The organism is Streptomyces sp. MMCC 100 (assembly GCF_041538145.2).
Taxonomy (GTDB): Bacteria; Actinomycetota; Actinomycetes; order Streptomycetales; family Streptomycetaceae; genus Streptomyces.
Genome location: NZ_JBGORK020000001.1, coordinates 7,529,288 through 7,548,938, shown reverse-complemented (window position 1 = coordinate 7,548,938; position 19,651 = coordinate 7,529,288). Strand labels below are relative to the sequence as shown.

At 73.8% G+C, this 19,651-nt stretch carries 17 protein-coding genes; 8 read left to right on the top strand and 9 right to left on the bottom strand.

All coding sequences use genetic code 11. From position 1 onward, the window contains the following. Positions 1 to 2 precede the first annotated feature (2 nt). On the top strand, positions 3 to 905 hold the full coding sequence (locus tag ABS735_RS34985; protein ID WP_373904092.1) for a hypothetical protein: 903 nt from the start codon (positions 3 to 5) through the stop codon (positions 903 to 905). Here ABS735_RS34985 and ABS735_RS34980 read toward each other — a convergent pair. Next, positions 902 to 2,107 (bottom strand): flavin-containing monooxygenase, encoded by a 1,206-nt coding sequence (locus tag ABS735_RS34980; RefSeq protein ID WP_373904091.1) that lies wholly within the window; start codon positions 2,105 to 2,107, stop codon positions 902 to 904. The two genes, ABS735_RS34985 and ABS735_RS34980, sit on opposite strands and share 4 nt — an antisense overlap. Before the next feature lie 101 nt (positions 2,108 to 2,208). Between ABS735_RS34980 and ABS735_RS34975 the strand changes: the two genes are divergently transcribed. Continuing rightward, entirely contained in the window at positions 2,209 to 2,826 is a 618-nt protein-coding gene (locus ABS735_RS34975; RefSeq protein WP_373904090.1) for a GNAT family N-acetyltransferase, read from the top strand. A 7-nt stretch (positions 2,827 to 2,833) separates the two neighbouring features. Here ABS735_RS34975 and ABS735_RS34970 read toward each other — a convergent pair whose 3' ends face one another. From ABS735_RS34970 to ABS735_RS34960, 3 genes are all read right to left on the bottom strand, one after another. Next, positions 2,834 to 3,502 (bottom strand): pyridoxine/pyridoxamine 5'-phosphate oxidase, encoded by a 669-nt coding sequence (locus ABS735_RS34970; RefSeq protein ID WP_373904089.1) that lies wholly within the window; start codon positions 3,500 to 3,502, stop codon positions 2,834 to 2,836. Positions 3,503 to 3,539: 37 nt separating this feature from the next. Then, positions 3,540 to 3,965, bottom strand: a complete 426-nt coding sequence (locus ABS735_RS34965) for a pyridoxamine 5'-phosphate oxidase family protein (RefSeq protein WP_373904088.1) — start codon at positions 3,963 to 3,965, stop codon at positions 3,540 to 3,542. 267 nt (positions 3,966 to 4,232) lie between these two features. Beyond that, entirely contained in the window at positions 4,233 to 4,868 is a 636-nt protein-coding gene (locus ABS735_RS34960; protein WP_373904310.1) for a TetR family transcriptional regulator, read from the bottom strand. Positions 4,869 to 5,002: 134 nt separating this feature from the next. On the opposite strand from ABS735_RS34960, the gene kbpA reads away from it, so the two are divergent. From kbpA to ABS735_RS34945, 3 genes are all read left to right on the top strand, one after another. Next, positions 5,003 to 5,800: an AfsK-binding protein KbpA gene (gene kbpA / locus ABS735_RS34955; protein WP_373904087.1), complete on the top strand. Its 798-nt coding sequence runs from the start codon at positions 5,003 to 5,005 to the stop codon at positions 5,798 to 5,800. Between the two features lie 213 nt (positions 5,801 to 6,013). After that, positions 6,014 to 8,416: a protein serine/threonine kinase AfsK gene (gene afsK, locus ABS735_RS34950; RefSeq protein WP_373904086.1), complete on the top strand. Its 2,403-nt coding sequence runs from the start codon at positions 6,014 to 6,016 to the stop codon at positions 8,414 to 8,416. A 192-nt stretch (positions 8,417 to 8,608) separates the two neighbouring features. Further along, on the top strand, positions 8,609 to 9,166 hold the full coding sequence (locus tag ABS735_RS34945; protein ID WP_373904085.1) for a hypothetical protein: 558 nt from the start codon (positions 8,609 to 8,611) through the stop codon (positions 9,164 to 9,166). A gap of 75 nt (positions 9,167 to 9,241) precedes the next feature. On the opposite strand, the gene ABS735_RS34940 is transcribed toward ABS735_RS34945, so the two are convergent. The 3 genes from ABS735_RS34940 to ABS735_RS34930 all read right to left on the bottom strand — a co-directional run bounded on the left by ABS735_RS34940 (position 9,242) and on the right by ABS735_RS34930 (position 13,148). Further along, entirely contained in the window at positions 9,242 to 9,466 is a 225-nt protein-coding gene (locus tag ABS735_RS34940) for a hypothetical protein (protein WP_373904084.1), read from the bottom strand. 202 nt (positions 9,467 to 9,668) lie between these two features. Next, on the bottom strand, positions 9,669 to 12,641 hold the full coding sequence (afsR, locus tag ABS735_RS34935) for an SARP-family global regulator AfsR (protein ID WP_373904083.1): 2,973 nt from the start codon (positions 12,639 to 12,641) through the stop codon (positions 9,669 to 9,671). A gap of 93 nt (positions 12,642 to 12,734) precedes the next feature. Further along, a complete protein-coding gene (locus ABS735_RS34930) occupies positions 12,735 to 13,148 on the bottom strand; it encodes a nitroreductase family deazaflavin-dependent oxidoreductase (RefSeq protein WP_373904082.1) in 414 nt (137 codons plus the stop codon). Positions 13,149 to 13,241: 93 nt separating this feature from the next. Here ABS735_RS34930 and ABS735_RS34925 point away from each other — a divergent pair, with 93 nt between their 5' ends. Continuing rightward, the gene (locus ABS735_RS34925) at positions 13,242 to 14,084 is read left to right on the top strand and encodes an endonuclease/exonuclease/phosphatase family protein (RefSeq protein WP_373904081.1); all 843 of its coding nucleotides are present in this window, start codon (positions 13,242 to 13,244) and stop codon (positions 14,082 to 14,084) included. On the opposite strand, the gene ABS735_RS34920 is transcribed toward ABS735_RS34925, so the two are convergent. After that, the gene (locus ABS735_RS34920; protein ID WP_373904080.1) at positions 14,056 to 15,597 is read right to left on the bottom strand and encodes a CehA/McbA family metallohydrolase; all 1,542 of its coding nucleotides are present in this window, start codon (positions 15,595 to 15,597) and stop codon (positions 14,056 to 14,058) included. The two genes, ABS735_RS34925 and ABS735_RS34920, sit on opposite strands and share 29 nt — an antisense overlap. A gap of 241 nt (positions 15,598 to 15,838) precedes the next feature. Here ABS735_RS34920 and ABS735_RS34915 point away from each other — a divergent pair, with 241 nt between their 5' ends. Then, complete coding sequence (locus ABS735_RS34915) at positions 15,839 to 18,442, top strand: bifunctional FO biosynthesis protein CofGH (RefSeq protein ID WP_373904079.1); 2,604 nt, start codon at positions 15,839 to 15,841, stop codon at positions 18,440 to 18,442. 109 nt (positions 18,443 to 18,551) lie between these two features. Next, positions 18,552 to 19,115: a hypothetical protein gene (locus tag ABS735_RS34910; protein ID WP_373904078.1), complete on the top strand. Its 564-nt coding sequence runs from the start codon at positions 18,552 to 18,554 to the stop codon at positions 19,113 to 19,115. Here ABS735_RS34910 and ABS735_RS34905 read toward each other — a convergent pair. Continuing rightward, positions 19,099 to 19,608: a DUF2165 domain-containing protein gene (locus ABS735_RS34905; RefSeq protein WP_373904077.1), complete on the bottom strand. Its 510-nt coding sequence runs from the start codon at positions 19,606 to 19,608 to the stop codon at positions 19,099 to 19,101. The genes ABS735_RS34910 and ABS735_RS34905 overlap by 17 nt on opposite strands. Positions 19,609 to 19,651 lie beyond the last annotated feature (43 nt).

Below are 19,651 nucleotides of genomic sequence, written 5' to 3'. Positions count from 1 at the left end.
GCATGGGGCGGGGAACGGCGGGGGAGGCCGGGGGGCGTCAGCGGCCCACCCGGCGGAACGACGACTGGAACCGGGCGGTCGCGCTGTGCGCGGGACAGGTACCGCTGGTGTGGCTGGCGTGGTGGTTCGCCATGGAGGCGGGCCGGGACGACTACGGCTACGGGGGCGGCGGCTACCTGGGCATCTGCTGCGTGCCGCTGATCCTGCCGTTCATCGGCCTCTTCCACGCGGCCGTGCAGGTCGCACCCGCCGCGGCCCTGGCCCGTCTGCGGCCCCGCACCTCCCCCGGCCCCGAGTGGGCCTGGCACCTGGCCGGGTCCGTACTGATCGGCGCCGGCTGGTCGGTGCTGGGACGCGTGCTGTGGGGGTGGCCGGTCGGCGACACCCTCCCGTGGTGTGCCGGGGTCGGCGTCCTGCCGGTGCTGGTCCTCCACTGCCTGCGCGGACGAACGTGGGGAGGATGGGGCGTCTGGCTCCGTTCGGCGGGCGCGAGCCTCGTCCTCTTCGTGGTGTGCGGAGTGACGGCGGCCTCCCTGGCCGACGAGTACGAACCCCCTCGGCTGTCCGCCGGGCAGCTCGCCGGGGAGTGGCAGGGCGAGGGCGGGGGCGTGCTGCGGCTGGCCCGGGGCGGCCGGGCGGAGGTGACCCGCGTACCGTCCCACAACGTCGACGAGGAGGGCGACTTCTCCCTGTGCGACGGGACCGGCACGTGGACGTTCGAACGGGACAGCGAGCTGCTGGACATCCACCGCGACGGCGTCCTGGTGCGCCTCGACGGCGAGTGCGGCCAGGAGACGTACTGGACGATCGGCGGCACCGAACGGGAACCCGAGCTGTTCGTGCGGTTCGGCGACCCGGACGCCGGTGACCTGCGCATCCTCACCCGCGCCCAGGGCCGGTCCTAGCCCGGCAGCCGCGACACCCGCCCCACCTCCCTCTTCGCGACCGCCCCGGCGATCCGCCCGGCGTCGATCGCCAGCTCGCGGAGCATGCCGCTGATGGGGTTGGTGAAACCGGTGAAGTACAGGCCGGGGGCGTCGGCCGGCGTGCGGCCCCCGTGCACGACCGGCCTGCCGGTGCCGTCCAGGACGCCGAGGTGCCCGACCAGCCCCTCCAGGCCCCGCCGGTACCCCGTGGCCGCGATCACGGCGTCCGGGGCGATGCGGGTGCCGTCGGCGAGGACCGCCTTGCCGTCCTCGAAGGCCTCGACGGCGGCCACGACCTCCACCCGGCCCTCGCGGACCGCGTCGATCAGGCCGACGTCCTGCACCGGGATCGCGCCCTCGGCGGCCCGGGTGAGGAGACCGGCTTCCGGGCGGGGCAGCCCGTGGGAGGACAGGTCGGGCGTGCTGATCCTGGCCAGCGGACGGGCGAGCCGGTCGGCGAGCGCGGCCGGCAGACGCCGGACCAGGACGCCGTTGTACTGGGCGGCCCACCCCGCGGTCGAGCGGCGGACGATGTGCGGAGCCGTGCGCACCGAGAGCCGGACCCGGGCGGCCCCGCCCTCCACCAGGTCCACGGCGATCTCGGCGCCCGTGTTGCCGACCCCGACCACCAGGACGTCCCGGCCGGCGTACGGGGCCGGGGCGCGGTACTCGGCGGCATGCCGGAACTCGCCGGTGTACGTGTCCCGGCCGGGCCAGTCAGGGAGCCGCGGGGTGTGGTTGCAGCCCGTGGCGACCACCACCGCGGCGCCGGTCAGCTCCCGGCCCCCGGAGGCGTGCAGCAGCCAGCCGGCCCCGCCCGGTGCGGGCTCGACACGGAAGACCTCCACACCGGTGACGATCTCCAACTGGTGGTACTCGGCGTACTTCTCCAGGTACCGCACCACGTCGTCCCGGGCCACCCAGCGCCCGAAGCGGCGCGGCATCGGCAGGCCGGGCAGCGCCGAGAGGCGGCGGGTGGTGTGCAGCCGCAGCCGGTCGTAGTGCCGTCGCCAGGAGTCGCCGACCCGGTCGGCCCGTTCCAGGACCACGGCCCGCAGACCGCGGGCGCGCAGCGCGTGGGCGACGGCGAGACCGCCGGGACCGGCGCCTATGACGTACACGGGGCGGCCCGCGGGGTGGGCGGGCTGCTGCGGTTCAGCGGACGCTGTGGAGTCGGCCATGCGGCGAGCGTAATCGCGCACCCGCTTGATGGGTCTCGGTCAAGACCGGAATCGGTTGCGGATCGGTCACGACTGGGACCGGGGTCGGCTTGAATGGCCGGATGGCCCACACACGCACGTACACCCTCGACCCCTTCTCCTCCCGCCCCGAACCGCGCGGACACGGCCTGCGCCTGTGCGCCTGGGACGCCGCCTCGGACGCGGACGCCCGAACGTGGCTGCGCGGCCACCTGGACCCCGACTTCCAGCGCTGGAACACACCGCTCAAGCTGTGGACCGACCTCGCCGGGGCCCGCGAGGCGCTGCGCGCACGGGCGCGGGACGCGGCGGACGGCAGGTCGGCGTCCTTCCGGATCACGGACGACGAGAGCGGTACGACGCTCGGGCACATCGGCCTCGGCGAGATCAGCACGCAGCTGAAGACGGGCCGGGTCGGCTACTGGGTGCTTCCCGAGGCCCGGGGCCGGGGCGTCGCCACCCGGGCCCTGCTCCTCGCCTCGCGCTGGGCCTACGCCGAACTCGGCCTCCACCGCCTGGAACTGGGCCACGCGGTGGGGCACGACGCCTCCTGCCGGGTCGCCGAGCGGAGCGGCTACCGGGCCGAGGGGATCCTGCGCGAGGCGATGTTCGAGGCCGGCCGGCACGACGCGTTCCGGGACGTGCACCTGCACGCGCGGCTGGCGACGGACGAGGAGCCGACGCCGCCCGGCGCGCGGTGAGCGCGGTTCACGGCCACAGCAGCCGCCGGTCCCAGCCGCCGCCGGCCGCCCGCCGGTAGGACAGCCGTACGTGGCGCCGGCGGGCCTCGCCCTGGAAGAACTCCACCTCGTCGGGGCGCAGCCGGTACAGCGTCCAGGACGGGACCGGGGCGTCCGGCTCCCGGCCGGCCCGCTCCCAGGCCGCCTCGGAGGCGCGGGCCAGCTCGGCCGTCGAGCCCAGCTCCGCGCTCTGCCGGCCGGTGAGCGCGGCGGCCAGTGCGCCGGTCGAGCGCGCGTGCAGGTCGGCCAGCGCCTCCTCGGCCGGTGCGACGGCGACCGGGCCGCGCAGCCGTACCTGGCGGCCCAGCACCGGCCAGTAGAAGGCGAGCGCGGCGTGCGGGCGGGCGGCGAGGTGGCGGCCCTTGCGGCTGTCGGCGTGGGTGGCGAAGGCCCAGCCGTCCTCGTCGGCGCCGTGCAGCATGACGACGCGCACGTCCGGCAGGCCCTCGGCGTCCGCCGTCGCCAGCGACACCGTGTGCGGCTCGCGCTCGCCGGCCGCTACCGCCTCGGCGAACCACCGGGTGAACAGCTCCAGCGGGTCGCCGGGTGCGCCGGCCGGGTCGAGGGGCGGCAGTTCGGTGACCGCGGGGTCCCACACCCGTAGCGACCTCAGCAGCTCGTGAAGATCGGTTTCCATACCCCGATTGTCCTGCGGGCGGGGGCGCGCCCGGGGCTCACACGGAGCCGAGGTCGGAGGAGACCCAGCGTTCGGGGCGCATCCGGACGACGACCTGCTCGCCGTGGTTCGCGGAGGCGAAGGCGACGTAACCGTCGACCTTCTCGGCCGGGAGGTAGCGCGCGGAGATCTCCCGCAGATGCTCCTCGGTCGCGGTGACCGTCTCGACGACCGGCCCCTCGACCGACACGTAGCGGATGGTGGGCTCCAGCCGGTCGACCATCAGGGAGAACCGGCCCGCCTTGCCGATCAGCCGGTTCTTGCGGCTGTCCAGGCCCGTCAGGATCCACAGCTCGCCGCCGGGCTCGTACTGGTACCAGATCGGCACGGTCAGCGGGGCGCGGCCCGCCCCCGCGTCGACCGCGAGCGCGGCGATGTGCGGCTCGGCCAGGAACGTCTCACGCTCTTCGCGGGTCAGGGCCATGGTGGTCTCCTCCGGCGGACACGGATGCGGATGCGGACGCGATGCGGTTACGGATGCCGAGCACAACGTCGGCCGGACGGACGGCTGTTCCCCGGCCGGGGGCGTCGTGGGGCTGAACTGCGAGGCGCTGGACGTCGTACCGGTGCGGCCGGAGGGCCGGGGCACGGTCGCCGAGTTCGAGCGGGCGGCCGACGGGGAGGCGAAGGGGCTGGACGTGCGGTGGGCGGCGAGCGGCGGAGCGGAGATGACAGGCTGCCGCGCGGCGTACTACTTGGTGGGCTTCTTTCCCGTGATGCCGAGATACGTCAACAGGGCGAGGTGGGGCTTGAGTTCCGCCTGTTTCACGCCCCACGAGGAGAATCCCTTCTGGTGCGAGGCGGCGGCCGCGAGCATGACGACGAGTGACCCGGCGATCGCCGCGGGGTTCACGTCCTTGTCGACCTTGCCCTTTGCCTGAAGATCGGCGACGGAATCCGTGAGGGAGGAATTCACCGAATTCAGGATCTTCATGCGGATTTTGGCGAACCGCTTGTCGCCCTCCGCCGCACCGAGATCCACAACGCGCAGAATCGCGTCGTTCTTCCGCCAGAACTCCAGGAATCCGTCGACGACTTCCTGTGCCGTCTGCCAGCCGGCCTTGCCGACCCAGGAGCGACCCGCCGTCAGTTCGGCCAGCGAGGAACTCTCGGCGGCCATACGGTCGGCGATCTCCAGGACGGCGCCCTCGACGTCCGGAAAGTACTGGTAGAAGGTCGCGGGCGACGTGCCCGCCTTGCGGGCGACATCGATGACTTTGACATCGCGATAGGGGGAGGAGCTGAGCATTTCGCTGAGGCAGTCGAGCAGTTTCTGCCTGGTCGCCTGCCCACGTCGACCGGCCACGCGGCCGTCGACGGTACGCACTTGTCCTGTCATGCCGTCAGCTTACCGACGGGTGATCCGAGCGCGATTCGGCCGACTGCAAATGGGGTGCGGGGGTGGAGAGAGACTGGTGTGCCTGGTCTGCGCGGTGCGGGCGACGCGGTTACTTTGACGGCATGGCCGAAAACGGGGCATTCGAGAAGAGGTCGTCGGAGTCGTCGGAGTCGTCGGACCGTCCGTCCGTCCGCCGGGAGGGCGTCCCCTGCTGGGTGGACGCACAGCTCTCCGACGTGGAGGCGGGCAGGCGTTTCTACGGCGAGCTGTTCGGCTGGACCTTCCAGGACGAGGGGGAGCCGGAGGAGAGCCCTTACCGGGCGCCGGGGGAGTCGGTACGGGCGTGCCTGGACGGCGAGCCGGTCGCCGCGCTGGTCCGCAAGACGGACGGCCGGATGCCCACGGTGTGGTCCGTGTACTTCCACACCCCGGACGCCGCCGCCCTGACCGCGCGGATCCGGGCGGGCGGCGGTCAGATCGTCACCCCGCCCCACCCGGTCGGCGACCTGGGCACCGCCGCCCTCGCCGCCGACCCCGACGGCGCGGTCTTCGGGCTCTGGCAGCCGGGCCGCCGTACCGGCTTCGCGCGCCGGCACGAGCCGGGCACCTTCGCCTGGGCCGAGCTGTACACCCGGGACACGGAGGCCGCCAACGCCTTCTACGGCGACCTGTTCCACGACGCGCTCTTCGGCCCGGACGCCTCCCCCGACTTCGGCCGCGCCCGGGTCTCGGACGTCTTCGCCGCCGAGATGCCGCCGCACTTCCTCGTCCACTTCCTGGTCGAGGACGTGGCCGCCGGGCTCGCGACGGTGGCCCGGCTCGGCGGACGGGTGCGGGTCCCGCCCTTCGAGACGTCGTACGGGCGGGTGGCCGTGGTCTCGGACGGGCAGGGGGCGTCGTTCGCGCTGCTGCAGCGCTGAACGGACCGGGGAGAGGGCGCGCGACGGGTGCCGCGAGCCCCACCCTTTGCCCGGAATCAGGCAAGACACCCCGATTGTCGCCAGGTTCGCCACCAGCGCCTCGGACAGGAAGAATCGGGGTGCGTGGCGCCACGGAGGTGCGGTGGTGAGACGCTGCACTTCGGTCGCGTACATATGTGGGTGGCGCGGCCCGTACGGGGAGGTGGCAGGCAAGTGGTGGATCAGCTGACGCAGCACGATCCGCGGCGGATCGGGCCGTTCGAGGTGCTGGGCCGGCTCGGTGCCGGCGGCATGGGGCTGGTCTATCTCGCGCGCTCGGCGTCCGGGCGGCGCGTGGCGATCAAGACGGTGCGCACGGAACTGGCGGAGGACCAGCTGTTCCGCGTCCGCTTCACCCGCGAGGTGGAGGCGGCCCGCGCGGTCTCGGGCTTCTACACGGCGGCCGTGGTCGACGCCGACCCGCGCGCCGCGGTGCCGTGGCTGGCCACCGCCTACGTGCCCGCACCCTCCCTCGAGGAAATAGTGAACGAGTGCGGGCCGATGCCCGCTCAGGCGGTGCGGTGGCTGGCGGCCGGCGTCGCGGAGGCGCTCCAGTCGATCCACGGCGCGGGCCTGGTCCACCGCGACCTGAAGCCCTCCAACGTCCTCGTCGTCGAGGACGGCCCCCGCGTGATCGACTTCGGCATCGCGTCCGGCGTCTCGAACACCCGGCTGACCATGACGAACGTCGCCGTCGGCACCCCCGCCTACATGTCCCCGGAGCAGGCGAAGGACTCCCGCAGCGTCACCGGCGCCAGTGACGTGTTCTCGCTCGGCTCCATGCTGGTCTTCGCCGCCACCGGGCACCCGCCCTTCCACGGCGCCAACCCGGTCGAGACGGTCTTCATGCTGCTGCGCGAGGGCCCCGACCTGGAGGGCCTGCCCGACGAGCTGCGCCCGCTCATCGAGTCCTGCATGCAGATGGAGGCCACCGGCCGCCCCAACCCCGCCGACCTCCAGGCCCAGCTCGCCCCGCACCTCTTCGGCTCCGGCTCCGACGACAGCGGTACGGCGTCGGCGTGGCTGCCCGAACGGGCCGTGAGCCTGATCGAGGGCCGCCGGGGCGGCCGCCCCGCGGTCAAGCCCGCCACCACGGCCGGCGGCCGCGGCCCGGGCCCCTCCGGCGCCCGCGCCCCGGTCCACGTGCCCCCGCTGCCGCCCCCGCCCGCGCACGACCCCGTCGTACCGGCGCCGCCCGCGCACGGCCCGGCGGTACCCGCACCCGTCGGCGCCCCCGACGGCGGGCCGGTCCGGCTGCCCGGGGCCGCGGTGCCCATCGGCCCCGGACCGCGCGTCGCCGACATGCGCGCCGCCGCCGTCGCCGCGCCCCCGCCGGAGTCGGCCCTCGCCGCGTCCTGGTCCCGCCCGCGCCCCGGCGTCAACGGCGCCGACCCCGCGGTACCGGCCCCGTCGCCCGCGTCGGCCCCCTCCCCGGAGGCCTCGCCGGCCGGCTGGCGGCCCTGGCGGTTCCGCATGTCCAACGACGTCTGGGGCACGCCGAGGGTCGCCGAGGAGCTGGTCTACGTCACCTCCTTCGAGGTGCACGCCCTGGACGTGGGAACCGGACGGCGCCGGTTCAAGACCCGGGACGTCGCCTGGTCGATGGCGGTCGCGGACGGCCGTATCCACGCCTCCGACGGCCCCACCCTCTTCGCCCTGGACGCCCGCGGGGGCGCCGACCTCTGGCGGGTGCAGACGGACGCCTGGGTGTACTCCCTGCAGGCCGACCGCGGCACGGTCCTCACCGCCACCCGCGGCGGCGGCGTGCAGGCCTGGGAGGCCTCGGCCGGACAGAGGCTCTGGGAGATCACCGGCGCCCAGACCGACTTCGAGTCACCCGAGGCCGGCGCCGCGCTCCACGACGGCACGGCGTACGTCTGGCAGGACGCCCGCCTGCGCGCCCTGGACGCCCGCACCGGCGACGAGAGATGGTCCTACCCGATCGGCGACGCGGCCTCCTGCGGCGGCGTCCCGGTCCGTCTCACCCAGGCACCCGACGGCTACGTGTACGTCGCGGCCGGCACCCGGGTCCTCGCCCTGGAGGTCGCCTCGGGCCACGTCCGCTGGCACTTCGAGGCCCCGGCGGTCTTCCTGGCCCCGCCCACCTTCGTGCCGGGCCCGGCCGTCACCGGCGGTGGCGTCTACCTCGCCGACTACCTCGGCACCGTCTACGCCCTCGACGCCACCGACGGCCGCGACCGCTGGCGCATCGCGACCGAGGCCCGCTCCTCGACCGACCCGGTCCTGGTCGCCGCCGGCCACGTCCACGTGGGCAGCGGCAAGGGCCTCTACACGCTGGACGCGGTCACCGGCACCCCCAAGTGGCGCTTCCAGGCGGGCGGCGACATCGTGGGCGCGCCCGCGGTCGCCGAGGGCCGCATCCACTTCGGCTCGACGGACCACCTGCTCTACACGCTGAAGGCCGACGACGGACGCCTGCGCTGGAAGCTCGCCACCGGCGGCGAGATCACCGGCTCTCCGGTCGTCCGCGACGGCATCGTGTACGCGTGCAGCAAGGACCGCTGCGTGTACGCGCTGGACGCGGAGAAGGGCACCGGGACGGCCCGTACGGCGTGAGGAAGGCCGTACGGCACGAGCCCCTACGGCGTGAGGAAGGCCGTGCGGCACGAGCCCCTACGGCGTGAGGAAGGCCGTGCGGCACGAGCCCCTACGGCGTGAGGAAGGCCGTACGGCACGAGCCCGTACGGCGTGAGGTGCCGTGGCCGGCCGGTGACGTGTCCGTGACATCCGGACACTAGCGTGATCGTCATGACAACACGGGGGCGAGCACTCAAATTCACGGCGATCTCGGCACTGGTGGTCCTCAGCCTGACCGGCTTCTCGACCGGCCGCCACGGCCACGGTCACGGAGGCGACGGGGGCGGCGGCTGCAGCAGCTCCAGCCAGGACCACGACAGTTCGTCGTCCACGTCGGGCGGCGGCGACGCCTACAAGGACGACGACGACACGTACAGCAGCGGCGGCAGCGGCTACCACGACTACGACGACGACACCTACGACGACGACACGGGCAGCGGCGGCAGCGGCGGAACCGGCGAGGCGGAGGCCGCCGTCCTGAACCTGGTCACCTGCGTCATGGAGGACCAGCCGTGGTCCACCGTCGAGGTCACCAACCCGAACGCCGTCGAGTACACGTACTCCGTCACGGTCCTCTTCAAGGACGCGGACGGCACGACGATCGCCGAAGGCACCGAGGAGGTCACCGTACCCGCGGACGGGGAGAGCGCGGTCCGCGTGCCCTTCGACGGCTCCGGCACCCCGGACCACTGCGAACTGGGCCCGACGGCGGGGGAAACGGTGTCCTGACCCCCTCCGCGCACACGTCGGCCGCGGCGGCTCCCCTCCGCGCCGCCGCGGCCGATCCCCGTGCGGGAAAAAGGTCTACTTGCCGTCGCCGTCCAGGTCCAGGGCGGGCGGAGCCGGCATGGGGTTCTCCATCGTCCTGACGTCGGGCTTGGCCGGTCCGCTGGGCATGGGGTTCTCCATCGTCGTGACGGCCCCGTCCTTCGGCGGCGTCGGCATGGGGTTCTCGAGCGTCGTGAAGGTCTCGTCGGAGGCCGCCTCGCCCGTGGCCGTCGCTTCCGTGTCCTGCTGGTTCTCGCTCATGGGCTTGGTCCCTCCGCTGCAACGACATGTGGCGAACGCCCGCCCGGTAGCTCCCCCGTAGGCCGCCGGGCGGGCGTTGGAGCCGCACCATAACTGGTCGGGCCCCCGTCAGACCGTCTGCCCCCCGACGCGACGGTGCGACGGGTACGACCATGCCGGGGGGCGATAAACGAATGCTGAACGCCCGTCGTACGCAGGCGACTCACGCAGCCGAAGCGGGCCTGAGCAGGGCCCTCGCCTCGCTCGCCTCTTCGGCGCCCTCCTGCTCGTACAGCCGCAGGGCCTTGCTCCAGCAGGCCTTGGCCCGGTCCGTCTGCTCCAGGCCGGACAGGGCCCGGCCCAACAGGGTCAGGACGTTGCCCTGCATGCGGTCACCACCGATGCAGCCGAGCGCGAGGGCCTGTTCGGCGTGCTGGGCCGCCTGTGCGGGACGTTGAGCCGCGAGGTGGACCTCGGCGATGCGGTAGTTCGTCGTGCCCTCCCACAGCCGCTGCCGGTGCGCGGTGAAAATCGTCAGCGCCTCGGAGAAGTGCCCGAGGGCCTCCGTGTGCCGGTCGGCCCGGTTGAGGGCGATGCCCAGCGCGTAGTGGCTGTTGGCGAGACGCACGGTCCTGCCGAACTCGGCGTGCGCGTCCAGCCCCCGCCTCGCGAAGTCGACGGCCTGTGCGACGTCGCCGGCTCCCAGGTGGGCCCGTGAGAGGTTGCACAGGGCCGTCGCCTCGGGAGGACGGTTGCACAGGGCACGGAATCCCTCGATGGCCCGCTCGAAGAACGGCTTGCTGTCGGTGTGCCGCCCCTGGTGCAGGCAGATGAGCCCCAGGCTGTTGGCGACCCAGCTCACCGCGGCGCCGTCGTCGACGGACTGCGCGAGCCGCATGGCCAGCCGCGACTCCTCCTCCGCCTGGGCGATGCGGCCGGTCACCAGCAGGACGTCGGTGAGCACCGTCCGTGCCCGTCCCTCGGCCAGGGTGTCGCCGGCCGTGCGCGTGGCCTCGCACATCCCCCTGGCGGTTGTCTCGTACTGGTGGGAGTCGGCCCCGGACTCGGTGAGGTCCTTGGCCGCCCACAGCAGGTCCACCGCCCGCCGCAGCCTGCCCGTCCCCACGGACTGCCGCACGCAGGCCAGCAGCGATGCCGCCTCGGTGTACAGCCAGTCCAGTGCCGCCGATCCCTCGGTGAACGTCAGTCCCGGGTACTCCGTCGGCTCCAGGGCGTCCACCAACCGGTCCCCGGGCCGCTCGATCGCGTACACCCCCGCCGCCGTGGCCAGGTAGAAGTCCAGCAGCCGCGACAGCGCCGCCCCCCGCTCGCTCGGCGGCTGCTCGTCCCGCTCCGCGCACGCACGCGCGTAGAGGCGGACCAGGTCGTGGAAGCGGTAGCGGCCCGGCGCCGCCGACTCGAGCAACGACGTGTCCACCAGGGACTCCAGGAGGTCCTCCGTGGCCTCCACCGGGAGGTCCAGGACCGCCGCTGCCGCCGCGAGGGAGATGTCCGGGCCGTCGGCCAGGCCCAGCAGCCGGAAGGCGCGGGCCTGGGCCGGTTCCAGCTGGCCGTAGCCCAGTTCGAAGGTGGCCTCGACCGCCAGGTCACCGGCCTGCAGCTCGTCCAGCCGGCGCCGCTCGTCCGCCAGTTTCGCCGCCAGGACCGAGACGGTCCACGTGCGGCGGGCCGCCAGCCGGGACGCGGCGATGCGGATCGCCAACGGCAGGAAACCGCACGCGCCCACCACGTCGAGCGCCGCCTCCCGCTCCGAGGCGACCCGCTCCTCGCCCACGATCTTCGTGAAGAGGGCCAGCGCCTCCTCGGGCGACATCACGTCCAGGTCGACCAGGTGCGCCCCGGCCAGGTCCACCATCCGCACCCGTGCCGTCACCAGCGCGGCGCAGCCCTCCGTGCCGGGCAGCAGGGGCCGCACCTGGGCGGCGTCGCGGGCGTTGTCCAGGAGGACGAGGACACGGCGGCCGTCCAGGACGGAGCGGTACAGGGCGGCCCGCTCCTCCAGGGAGTCGGGGATGGCCGAGTCGGCGGTGCCCAGGGCGCGCAGGAAGGAGCCCAGTACCGTCTCCGGCTCCGCGGGTCGCGCGCCGGCGCCCTGGAGGTCGACGTACAGCTGTCCGTCCGGGAAGGCGGCCCGCGCCCGGTGGGCGACGTGCACCGCGAGGGTCGTCTTGCCGACGCCGCCGATGCCGGCCAGCGCCGAGACCGCCATCACGCGGCCCGCCGTCGCGTCCCCGGACGCCGAGGACAGTACGTCGCTCAGCTCGCGGACGAAGGAGGCGCGGCCGGTGAAGTCGGATACGGTGGCCGGGAGTTGCGCCGGGCGCACCAGGGGCGGCGCCGTCTCCGCGGCCGGTGCGCAGGGCTCGGCCAGGTGCGGGTCGGCCTGGAGGATGCGCTGCTGCAGTTCCTGGAGCCCGGGGCGCGGGTCGACGCCCAGCTCGTCGGCGAGCAGGCGGCGCGTGTCCGCGTAGACGGCGAGGGCCTCCGCCTGGCGGCCGCTGCGGTACAGGGCCAGCATCAGCAGCTCCCGCAGGCGTTCGCGCAGGGGGTGGGCCGCCGTGAGCGCCGTCAACTCCGAGACGGCCTCGGCGTGGCAGCCCTGGTCGAGGTCCATGTCGAGGCGGGTCTCGATGAGTTGGAGGCGCCATTCCTCCAGGCGGACGCGCTGCGTCTGAGCGTACGGGCCCGGTACGCCGGCCAGTACCTCGCCGTCCCACAGGGCCAGCGCGCGGCGCAGCAGGTCACGGGCGTGGCACAGGTCCCCGGAGCTTCTGGCCTTCTCGGCCTCGGCGGCCAGGTCCTGGGCCCTCGCCAGGTCCAACGCCCCCTCGGCGAGGCCCCGCACGGCGTACCCGCCCGACTCGCTGGCCAGCACCCCGGGGTCCAGGACCTTCCGCAGCCGGGACGCGTACGTCCGGAGCGCCGCCAACGCCTGCGACGGCGGCTCCTCGCCCCACAGGGCGTCGATCAGCTCGGCCGCGGTGGCCGTACGGCCCTCGCGCAGCAACAGGGCGGCCAGCAGCGCGCGCTGCTGGGGCGAGCCGGTGGCCAGTGTCTCCTGGCCCCGCCAGGCGCGCACCGGTCCGAGCACGCCGAAGCGGAGCGCGGCCGCCCCGTCCGGTTCCGCCGGGAATCCGGGACGCCGCTGCTCCGGAACCCGCGGTACACCGTCCATGCCGTCCCCCTAGACATCCTGAGCAACCACGTCAGTTTGCCTTGTTCATGCCGACCACGTCAGCCGTGGGAGACGCCGATCACAGGTTCTCCATCAGCTTCCTGTCCCCTGCCCCTCCAGCTCCACCCGTACCGTGAGCAGCCCCGCCCCGACACCCATCGCCCGCACCGCGAGGCTGTTGCAGCGGGGGAGGCGGCGCAGGCGGGCGAGCGGGTCGTCGTCGGGCAGGAGGTGGGCCGTGCCCGTGTACCAGCGGCCTCGCAGCCGGACGCGGACGCGCGGATCGGCCCGGATGTTGCGGACGTACTGGGACCGTTCGCCGAACTCCGACACCAGCCAGAAGGAGTCGCCGCTGCGGCGTCCGCCCACCGGGGTGCGGCGGGGGAGGCCGGAGACGCGGCCGGTGGTCTCCAGCAGGGTCTGGCCGGGCAGTCGGCGCACGACCGCGTTGAGCCGGCGTTGGAAGGCCGTGACGGCCCGGTACTTGGTCTGGGCGTAGGACGACATCGTTCGTTCACCCTTCCGTCTCGTGTGCCTCCATGTTCCCCGGAAAACTCACGGGGAAGGTGTGGACGGGGCGGAGAGACGGGCGGTGCGGGCGTGCGGGTCGTGACGTGGAACCTGTGGTGGCGGTTCGGCCCGTGGGCCGACCGGCGCAACGCGATCCTCGCCGTACTGCGGGAGCTGCGGCCCCACGTGGTCGGGCTCCAGGAGGTGTGGGCCGTCGACGGAGGGGAGAACCTCGCCGAGTGGCTGGCCCGTGACCTGGGCCTGCACTGGGACTGGTCGCCCTCGCCCGCGCCCGAGCGGTGGCAGCGGCGGATCGGGGACGACACGGTGGGCGCCGGCACCGCGGTGCTCAGCCGCTGGCCCGTCGTGGAGCGGGCGGTGCTGAAGCTGCCCGCCCCCGCCGAACTGGACGACGGGCGGCTGGCGGCGTACGCCCGGCTGGACGCGCCCGGGCACCACGTCCCCTTCTTCACCGTCCATCTGACCTCGGGCGGCCACGCCCGTGCCGTGCGCCGCGAGCAGTCCGCCGCCCTCGCCGCCTTCGTCGCCCGGCACCGGCACGGCACCGCCCACCCGCCCGTCGTCACCGGGGACTTCAACGCCCGCCCCGAGTCGCCGGAGGTGCGCCTACTGCGGGCCGGGGGGCTGCACGACGTCTGGGAGCACGCGGCCCCGGGCGCGCCGTCCGGCACCTGGGACACCGCGAACCCGTACGTGGCCCACGCGGACGGCGAGCCGAGCGTACGGATCGACTACGTCCACGTGGGCCCGCCGGGCCCCGGCGGACTCGGCCGGGTCCTGGCGGTACGGCGGGCCGGGGCCGGCCCCGTCGACGGGGTCTGGCCCTCCGACCACGCGGCGGTCGTCGCGGACCTGGCCGACGACGGGACGGCCCCCGCCTCGGCTACCGCCCCAGGAACACCGGGTTGGTGAACGCCGCGAGCGCCCCCGGCAGCGGGCCCGCCGCCGCCTCGTGCCGCACCTCCGCGCGCACGTACGCCGCGTACGAGGCCGTCGTGCGCCACTCCACGGTGCCCGCCCCGGACACCGGCAGGGGACCGCCGGTGAACAGCACGCCCTGGTCCGTGACGAACCGCACCGTGCAGCGAGGGGCGCCCGTCACCTCCAGGCGGACGGTGACCGGGGTGTCGCGGTCCACGCGCAGCCGCTCGCCGAGGCCGGCGTGCTCACCCCGGCCGCCGGACGCGGTGAAGGACAGGGACACCTTCGAGGACTCGGCCACGTACGACCGGCCCGCGCGGATGCCCTCCTGGATCGCCTCGCGGGTCAGGTCGTCGGCGAGGACGACGGTCTGCGGGCGGCCGATCACGTCGGGGGAGCGGTGGGAGTCGCTGCTGCCCATCGCCGGGAGCCAGCCCCGGCCGCCCGCCCCGTCGCCGTCCCGCCCCTCGCGCACGGCGGCGACCAGCGTGCCGTCCCAGTCGGCCAGCGCCACCTCGTCGTCGGGCGTGTAGGCGCCGTTCCACACCTCGACCGCGTCGGCCTCCCCGAACCCGAACTTCCAGTTGCAGCCGATGCAGGTGGCGTGCGGGTGGGCCGGGACGACCAGGCCGCCGGCGCGGCGGATCTGCCGGGCGAAGCGGCCGAAGCGGTTGTCCCGGGCCCGGTAGCGCCAGTCGACGAAGGTGCCGGGGTCCGTGCCGAGGGCGACGACGTGGCCGTTGCGGGTCGTCACCTCCTCGCCGAGCAGGATCAGCAGGTCGTCCCCGGCGAGGCCGGCCCAGTGCGCGTGCGCGGAGTGCGTGTTGTGCTCGGAGGAGTTGATGAAGTCCAGGCCCGCCGCCCGCGCCAGCTCCGCGATCTCGGCGAGGGTGTAGCGGCCGTCGGAGTACTCGGAGTGCAGGTGGCAGTCGCCCCGGTACCAGGCGCGGCCCCGCTCCTTGGCACGCTCGGGCGGGTACACCGGTCGGGGCGCCCGGTCCTCCTCGCCGTAGGTCAGCGTGACGGTGATCTCGTACGACAGGCCCTGCGGCGCCACCGTGTACGGGCCGAGGGCGATGTGCCAGGTGCCCGCCCGCACCGGCCCCGGGACGTAGCCCGGCGTGGCGTCGTCCGCGCGGACGAAGAACTCCGTGCGGGCCCCGCCGGACCAGCCGCGGAAGCCCGGGCCGCCCAGCTCGGTGCCGCGCTCGTCGAAGAGGCCGATGTCGAGCGCGTTGCCCTGGGTGCCGGCCGGGACGGTGGGGCGGTCGTAGGTGTAGGCGACGTGGATCTCGCGCACTCCCCGGGGGACTTCGACCGGGACGTACACGAAGTCCGGGGAGCCGGGCGGGAGGGTGCCGCGCACGGTTCTCCTGCGCTGTTCCCGGGGTGCCGCCGAGGCGAAGCTCACGCTTCCCAACGTAAGCGCGGCGGCGGCTCCCGTCACGAACACCGCGCGTCTGCCGATCCCGGCGTGGTCGTGCTCGTGGTCGTCCTCGCACATGCTGCTGCTCCAGGTGTCGTCCGTGTGTCGTCAGTGACATGACATGGGTGGCATGACATCGGTGGTGCAGGGTGGTGCGTGCAACCCTCGTATTGAGCCGTGAACTCCCGGACAAGGAAAGGGGTTCGGCGGATTGAGGGACCATTGAGGGCCGGAAACCGCGCGGTGGGTCACCGGGACGTGGCGGCCGCCCGGCGGGACGGGACCCACGCGCTGATCACGCCGCTCGTATGCTCGAAGGATGACGACTTCCGCGACCTCCGGAACCGGGCCCGCCGACCCCACCGGCCCCACCGAGAACTCCATGCGTCGCGCCCTCAAACGCGCCCGGGACGGCGTCGCCCTCGACGCGTCCGAGGCCGCCGTGCTGCTCCAGGCGCGCGGCGAGCACCTCGACGCCCTCACCGCGTCCGCCGCCCGGGTCCGGGACGCGGGCCTGGAGGCCGCCGGGCGGCCCGGCGTCATCACGTACTCGAAGAGCGTCTTCGTCCCGCTGACCCGGCTGTGCCGGGACAAGTGCCACTACTGCACCTTCGTCACCGTCCCCGGCAAGCTGCGCCGGGCGGGCCACGGGATGTTCATGTCGCCGGACGAGGTGCTCGACATCGCGCGCAGGGGCGCCGCCCTCGGCTGCAAGGAAGCCCTCATCACCCTCGGCGACAAGCCCGAGGAGCGCTGGTCGGAGGCCAGGGAGTGGCTCGACGCGCACGGCTACGACGACACCATCGCCTACGTCCGCGCGATCTCGATCCGCATCCTGGAGGAGACGGGCCTCCTCCCGCACCTCAACCCCGGCGTCATGACCTGGACGGACTTCCAGCGGCTCAAGCCCGTCGCGCCGTCCATGGGCATGATGCTGGAGACCACCGCGACCCGCCTGTGGTCCGAGCCCGGCGGCCCGCACCACGGCTCCCCGGACAAGGAGCCCGCCGTACGGCTGCGCGTCCTGGAGGACGCCGGCCGCTCCTCCGTCCCCTTCACTTCCGGCATCCTCATCGGCATCGGCGAGACGTACGAGGAGCGGGCCGAGTCCCTCTTCGCGCTGCGCCGCGTCTCCCGCGCCTACCACGGCATCCAGGAACTGATCATCCAGAACTTCCGCGCCAAGCCCGACACGGCGATGCGCGGCATGCCGGACGCGGAGCTGGACGAGCTGGTCGCCACGGTGGCCGTGGCCCGGCACATCATGGGCCCGTCCGCTTGCCTCCAGGCCCCGCCGAACCTGGTGGACGCGGAGTACGAGCGGCTGATCGGCGCGGGCATCGACGACTGGGGCGGCGTCTCCCCGCTCACCATCGACCACGTCAACCCCGAGCGCCCCTGGCCGCAGATCGACGAACTCGCCGGCAAGTCCCGGTCGGTCGGCTTCGAGCTGCGCGAACGGCTCTGCGTCTACCCCGAGTTCGTCAAGCGGGGCGAGCCCTGGCTGGACCCGCGGCTGCGCCCGCACGTGGCCGCGCTCGCCGACCCGGAGACCGGCCTCGCCCGCCCGGACGCGGTGGTCGAGGGCCACGCGTGGCAGGAGCCGGACGAGGCGTTCACCGCGACCGGCCGCACCGATCTGCACGCCACCATCGACACCGAGGGCCGTACGTCGGACCGCCGCGACGACTTCGACGAGGTGTACGGCGACTGGGGCGCCCTGCGTGAGGCCGCCGCCCCCGGCATGGTCCCCGAGCGCATCGACACCGACGTACGTGCCGCGCTGGCCACCGCGGCCGACGACCCGACGCAGCTCACGGACGCCGAGGCCCTCGCCCTCCTGCACGCCGACGGTCCGGCGCTGGACGCCCTGTGCGGCATCGCGGACGACGTCCGCAGGTCGGCGGTCGGCGACGACGTGACGTACATCGTCACCCGCAACATCAACTTCACCAACGTCTGCTACACCGGCTGCCGTTTCTGCGCCTTCGCCCAGCGCCGCACGGACGCCGACGCCTACACGCTCTCCCTGGACCAGGTCGCCGACCGCGCCCAGCAGGCCTGGGAGGTGGGCGCGGTGGAGGTCTGCATGCAGGGCGGCATCCATCCCGACCTGCCCGGCACGGCGTACTTCGACATCGCGCGGGCGGTGAAGGAGCGCGTGCCCGGCATGCACGTGCACGCCTTCTCGCCGATGGAGGTCGTCAACGGCGCCACCCGCACCGGCATGTCGATCAGGGAGTGGCTGAGCGCCGCGAAGGAGGCGGGCCTGGACTCGATCCCGGGCACGGCGGCGGAGATCCTCGACGACGAGGTGCGCTGGATCCTGACCAAGGGCAAGCTGCCGGCGGCCACCTGGACCGAGGTGATCGAGACGGCCCACGAGCTGGGCCTCCGCTCCTCGTCCACGATGATGTACGGCCACGTCGACCAGCCCCGCCACTGGCTGGGCCACCTGCGCACGCTCGCCGGGATCCAGCAGCGCACGGGCGGCTTCACGGAGTTCGTGACGCTCCCCTTCATCCACACCAACGCACCGGTGTACCTGGCGGGCATCGCCCGGCCCGGGCCCACCCTCCGGGACAACCGCGCGGTGACGGCGATGGCCCGCCTCCTCCTGCACCCGCACATCCCCAACATCCAGACGAGCTGGGTGAAACTCGGCACGGAGGGTGCGGCGGAGATGCTCCGCTCCGGCGCCAACGACCTGGGCGGCACCCTCATGGAGGAGACGATCTCCCGCATGGCGGGCTCGTCCTACGGGTCGTACAAGTCGGTCAAGGACCTGATCGCGGTCGCGGACGCGGCGGGCCGCCCGGCGAAGCCGCGCACCACGCTCTACGGCCCGGTCCCCGAGGAGCGGCAGCGGGCGGCGCGGGACTCGGACGGGCACCTGCCGGAGCTGCTGCCGGTCCTGGACTGAGGGGCCGCGGGCCTCGGCGGGCTCGTGCTTCGGGAGTGCGGCGGGTGCGCAGTACGATGATCGGGCCCCCGGTGTGTCGGGGTTCTCGTAGCTGAGGAGATGCGTGCCCGTGCCTGCCCGACTTCCCTCATGGGCGTGGGTCTCCGGTCTGACCGTGGGCGCGATCGCGGCGGTGACCGTCCTGGCCGTACAGGCGGACCAGGGACCCCACCCCACCGCGGCGGTGACGAAACCGCGCCCGTCGGCGTCGGCGGAGGCGCACCCCACGCCGAAGGAGACCGCGCCGGCCCCGGTACCGGAGGGGTCCGGCACCGGGCGGCGCGTCGTCTACTCGACGGGCCAGGACCGGGTGTGGCTGGTCGACGCCAGCGACGCCGCCCGGCGGTCCTTCAAGGTGTGGCCGGGCACGGTCGACCCCGATCCGGGCAAGTACAGCGTCGGCACCCGCCGCCAGGACCCGACGACGGGCTCCGACGGGGTGCGGATCGAGCAGATCATGTACTTCACCCAGGAGGACGGCGTCTGGGTCGCCTTCTCCAACGCGGTGGACGGCTCCTCGCCCCCGCCGGCCGCCGCCGGTGCCAAGACCGGCGGCATACGGCTGCCCAAGTCGGACGGCGACGCGCTCTGGGAGTTCGGTACGTCCGGCACGACGGTCACTGTGGTCGGGTAGGTTCCGCCGCGTCGGACGGCAGGTGCGCCACGATCAGCACGACGCCGCTGAACAGCAGCACCCGCGTCGCCGCGTCCAGCCCGTTCCAGTCCTCCGACTGCCACATCGCGAACCACTCCCCGCCGATCGCGAGGAAGCCGGCGCCGAAGAGCAGCATCAGCATGAGCGTGCCGTACGTGGTGAAGCGCCGCGCCGGAGCGTGCTGCCGGCGTATCCAGAGCCAGGTCGCCCAGATCAGCACGAGCGCGGCCGCGGTCTCCCAGACGATGATCGCCACGTAGGCGGTGTCCTGCAGACCCTTGCTCGTGATCGCCCGCCACATCAGGTCGTCGTCCTTGAACGTCGTGTCCATCGCGAGGACGTGACGCACGTACTGCTGGTTGTTGTCGAAGTCGGTGATGTTCCCGAGGGCCACGAGGGCGATGTAGAGGGCGAGGACCGCGGTGAGCACGGTGGACGCGAGTAACAGGGTGCTGCGGGGGATGTTGGTCATGGCAGCACTATCCCCAAGCCGGGAGCCGGGCGAGTAGGTAGGG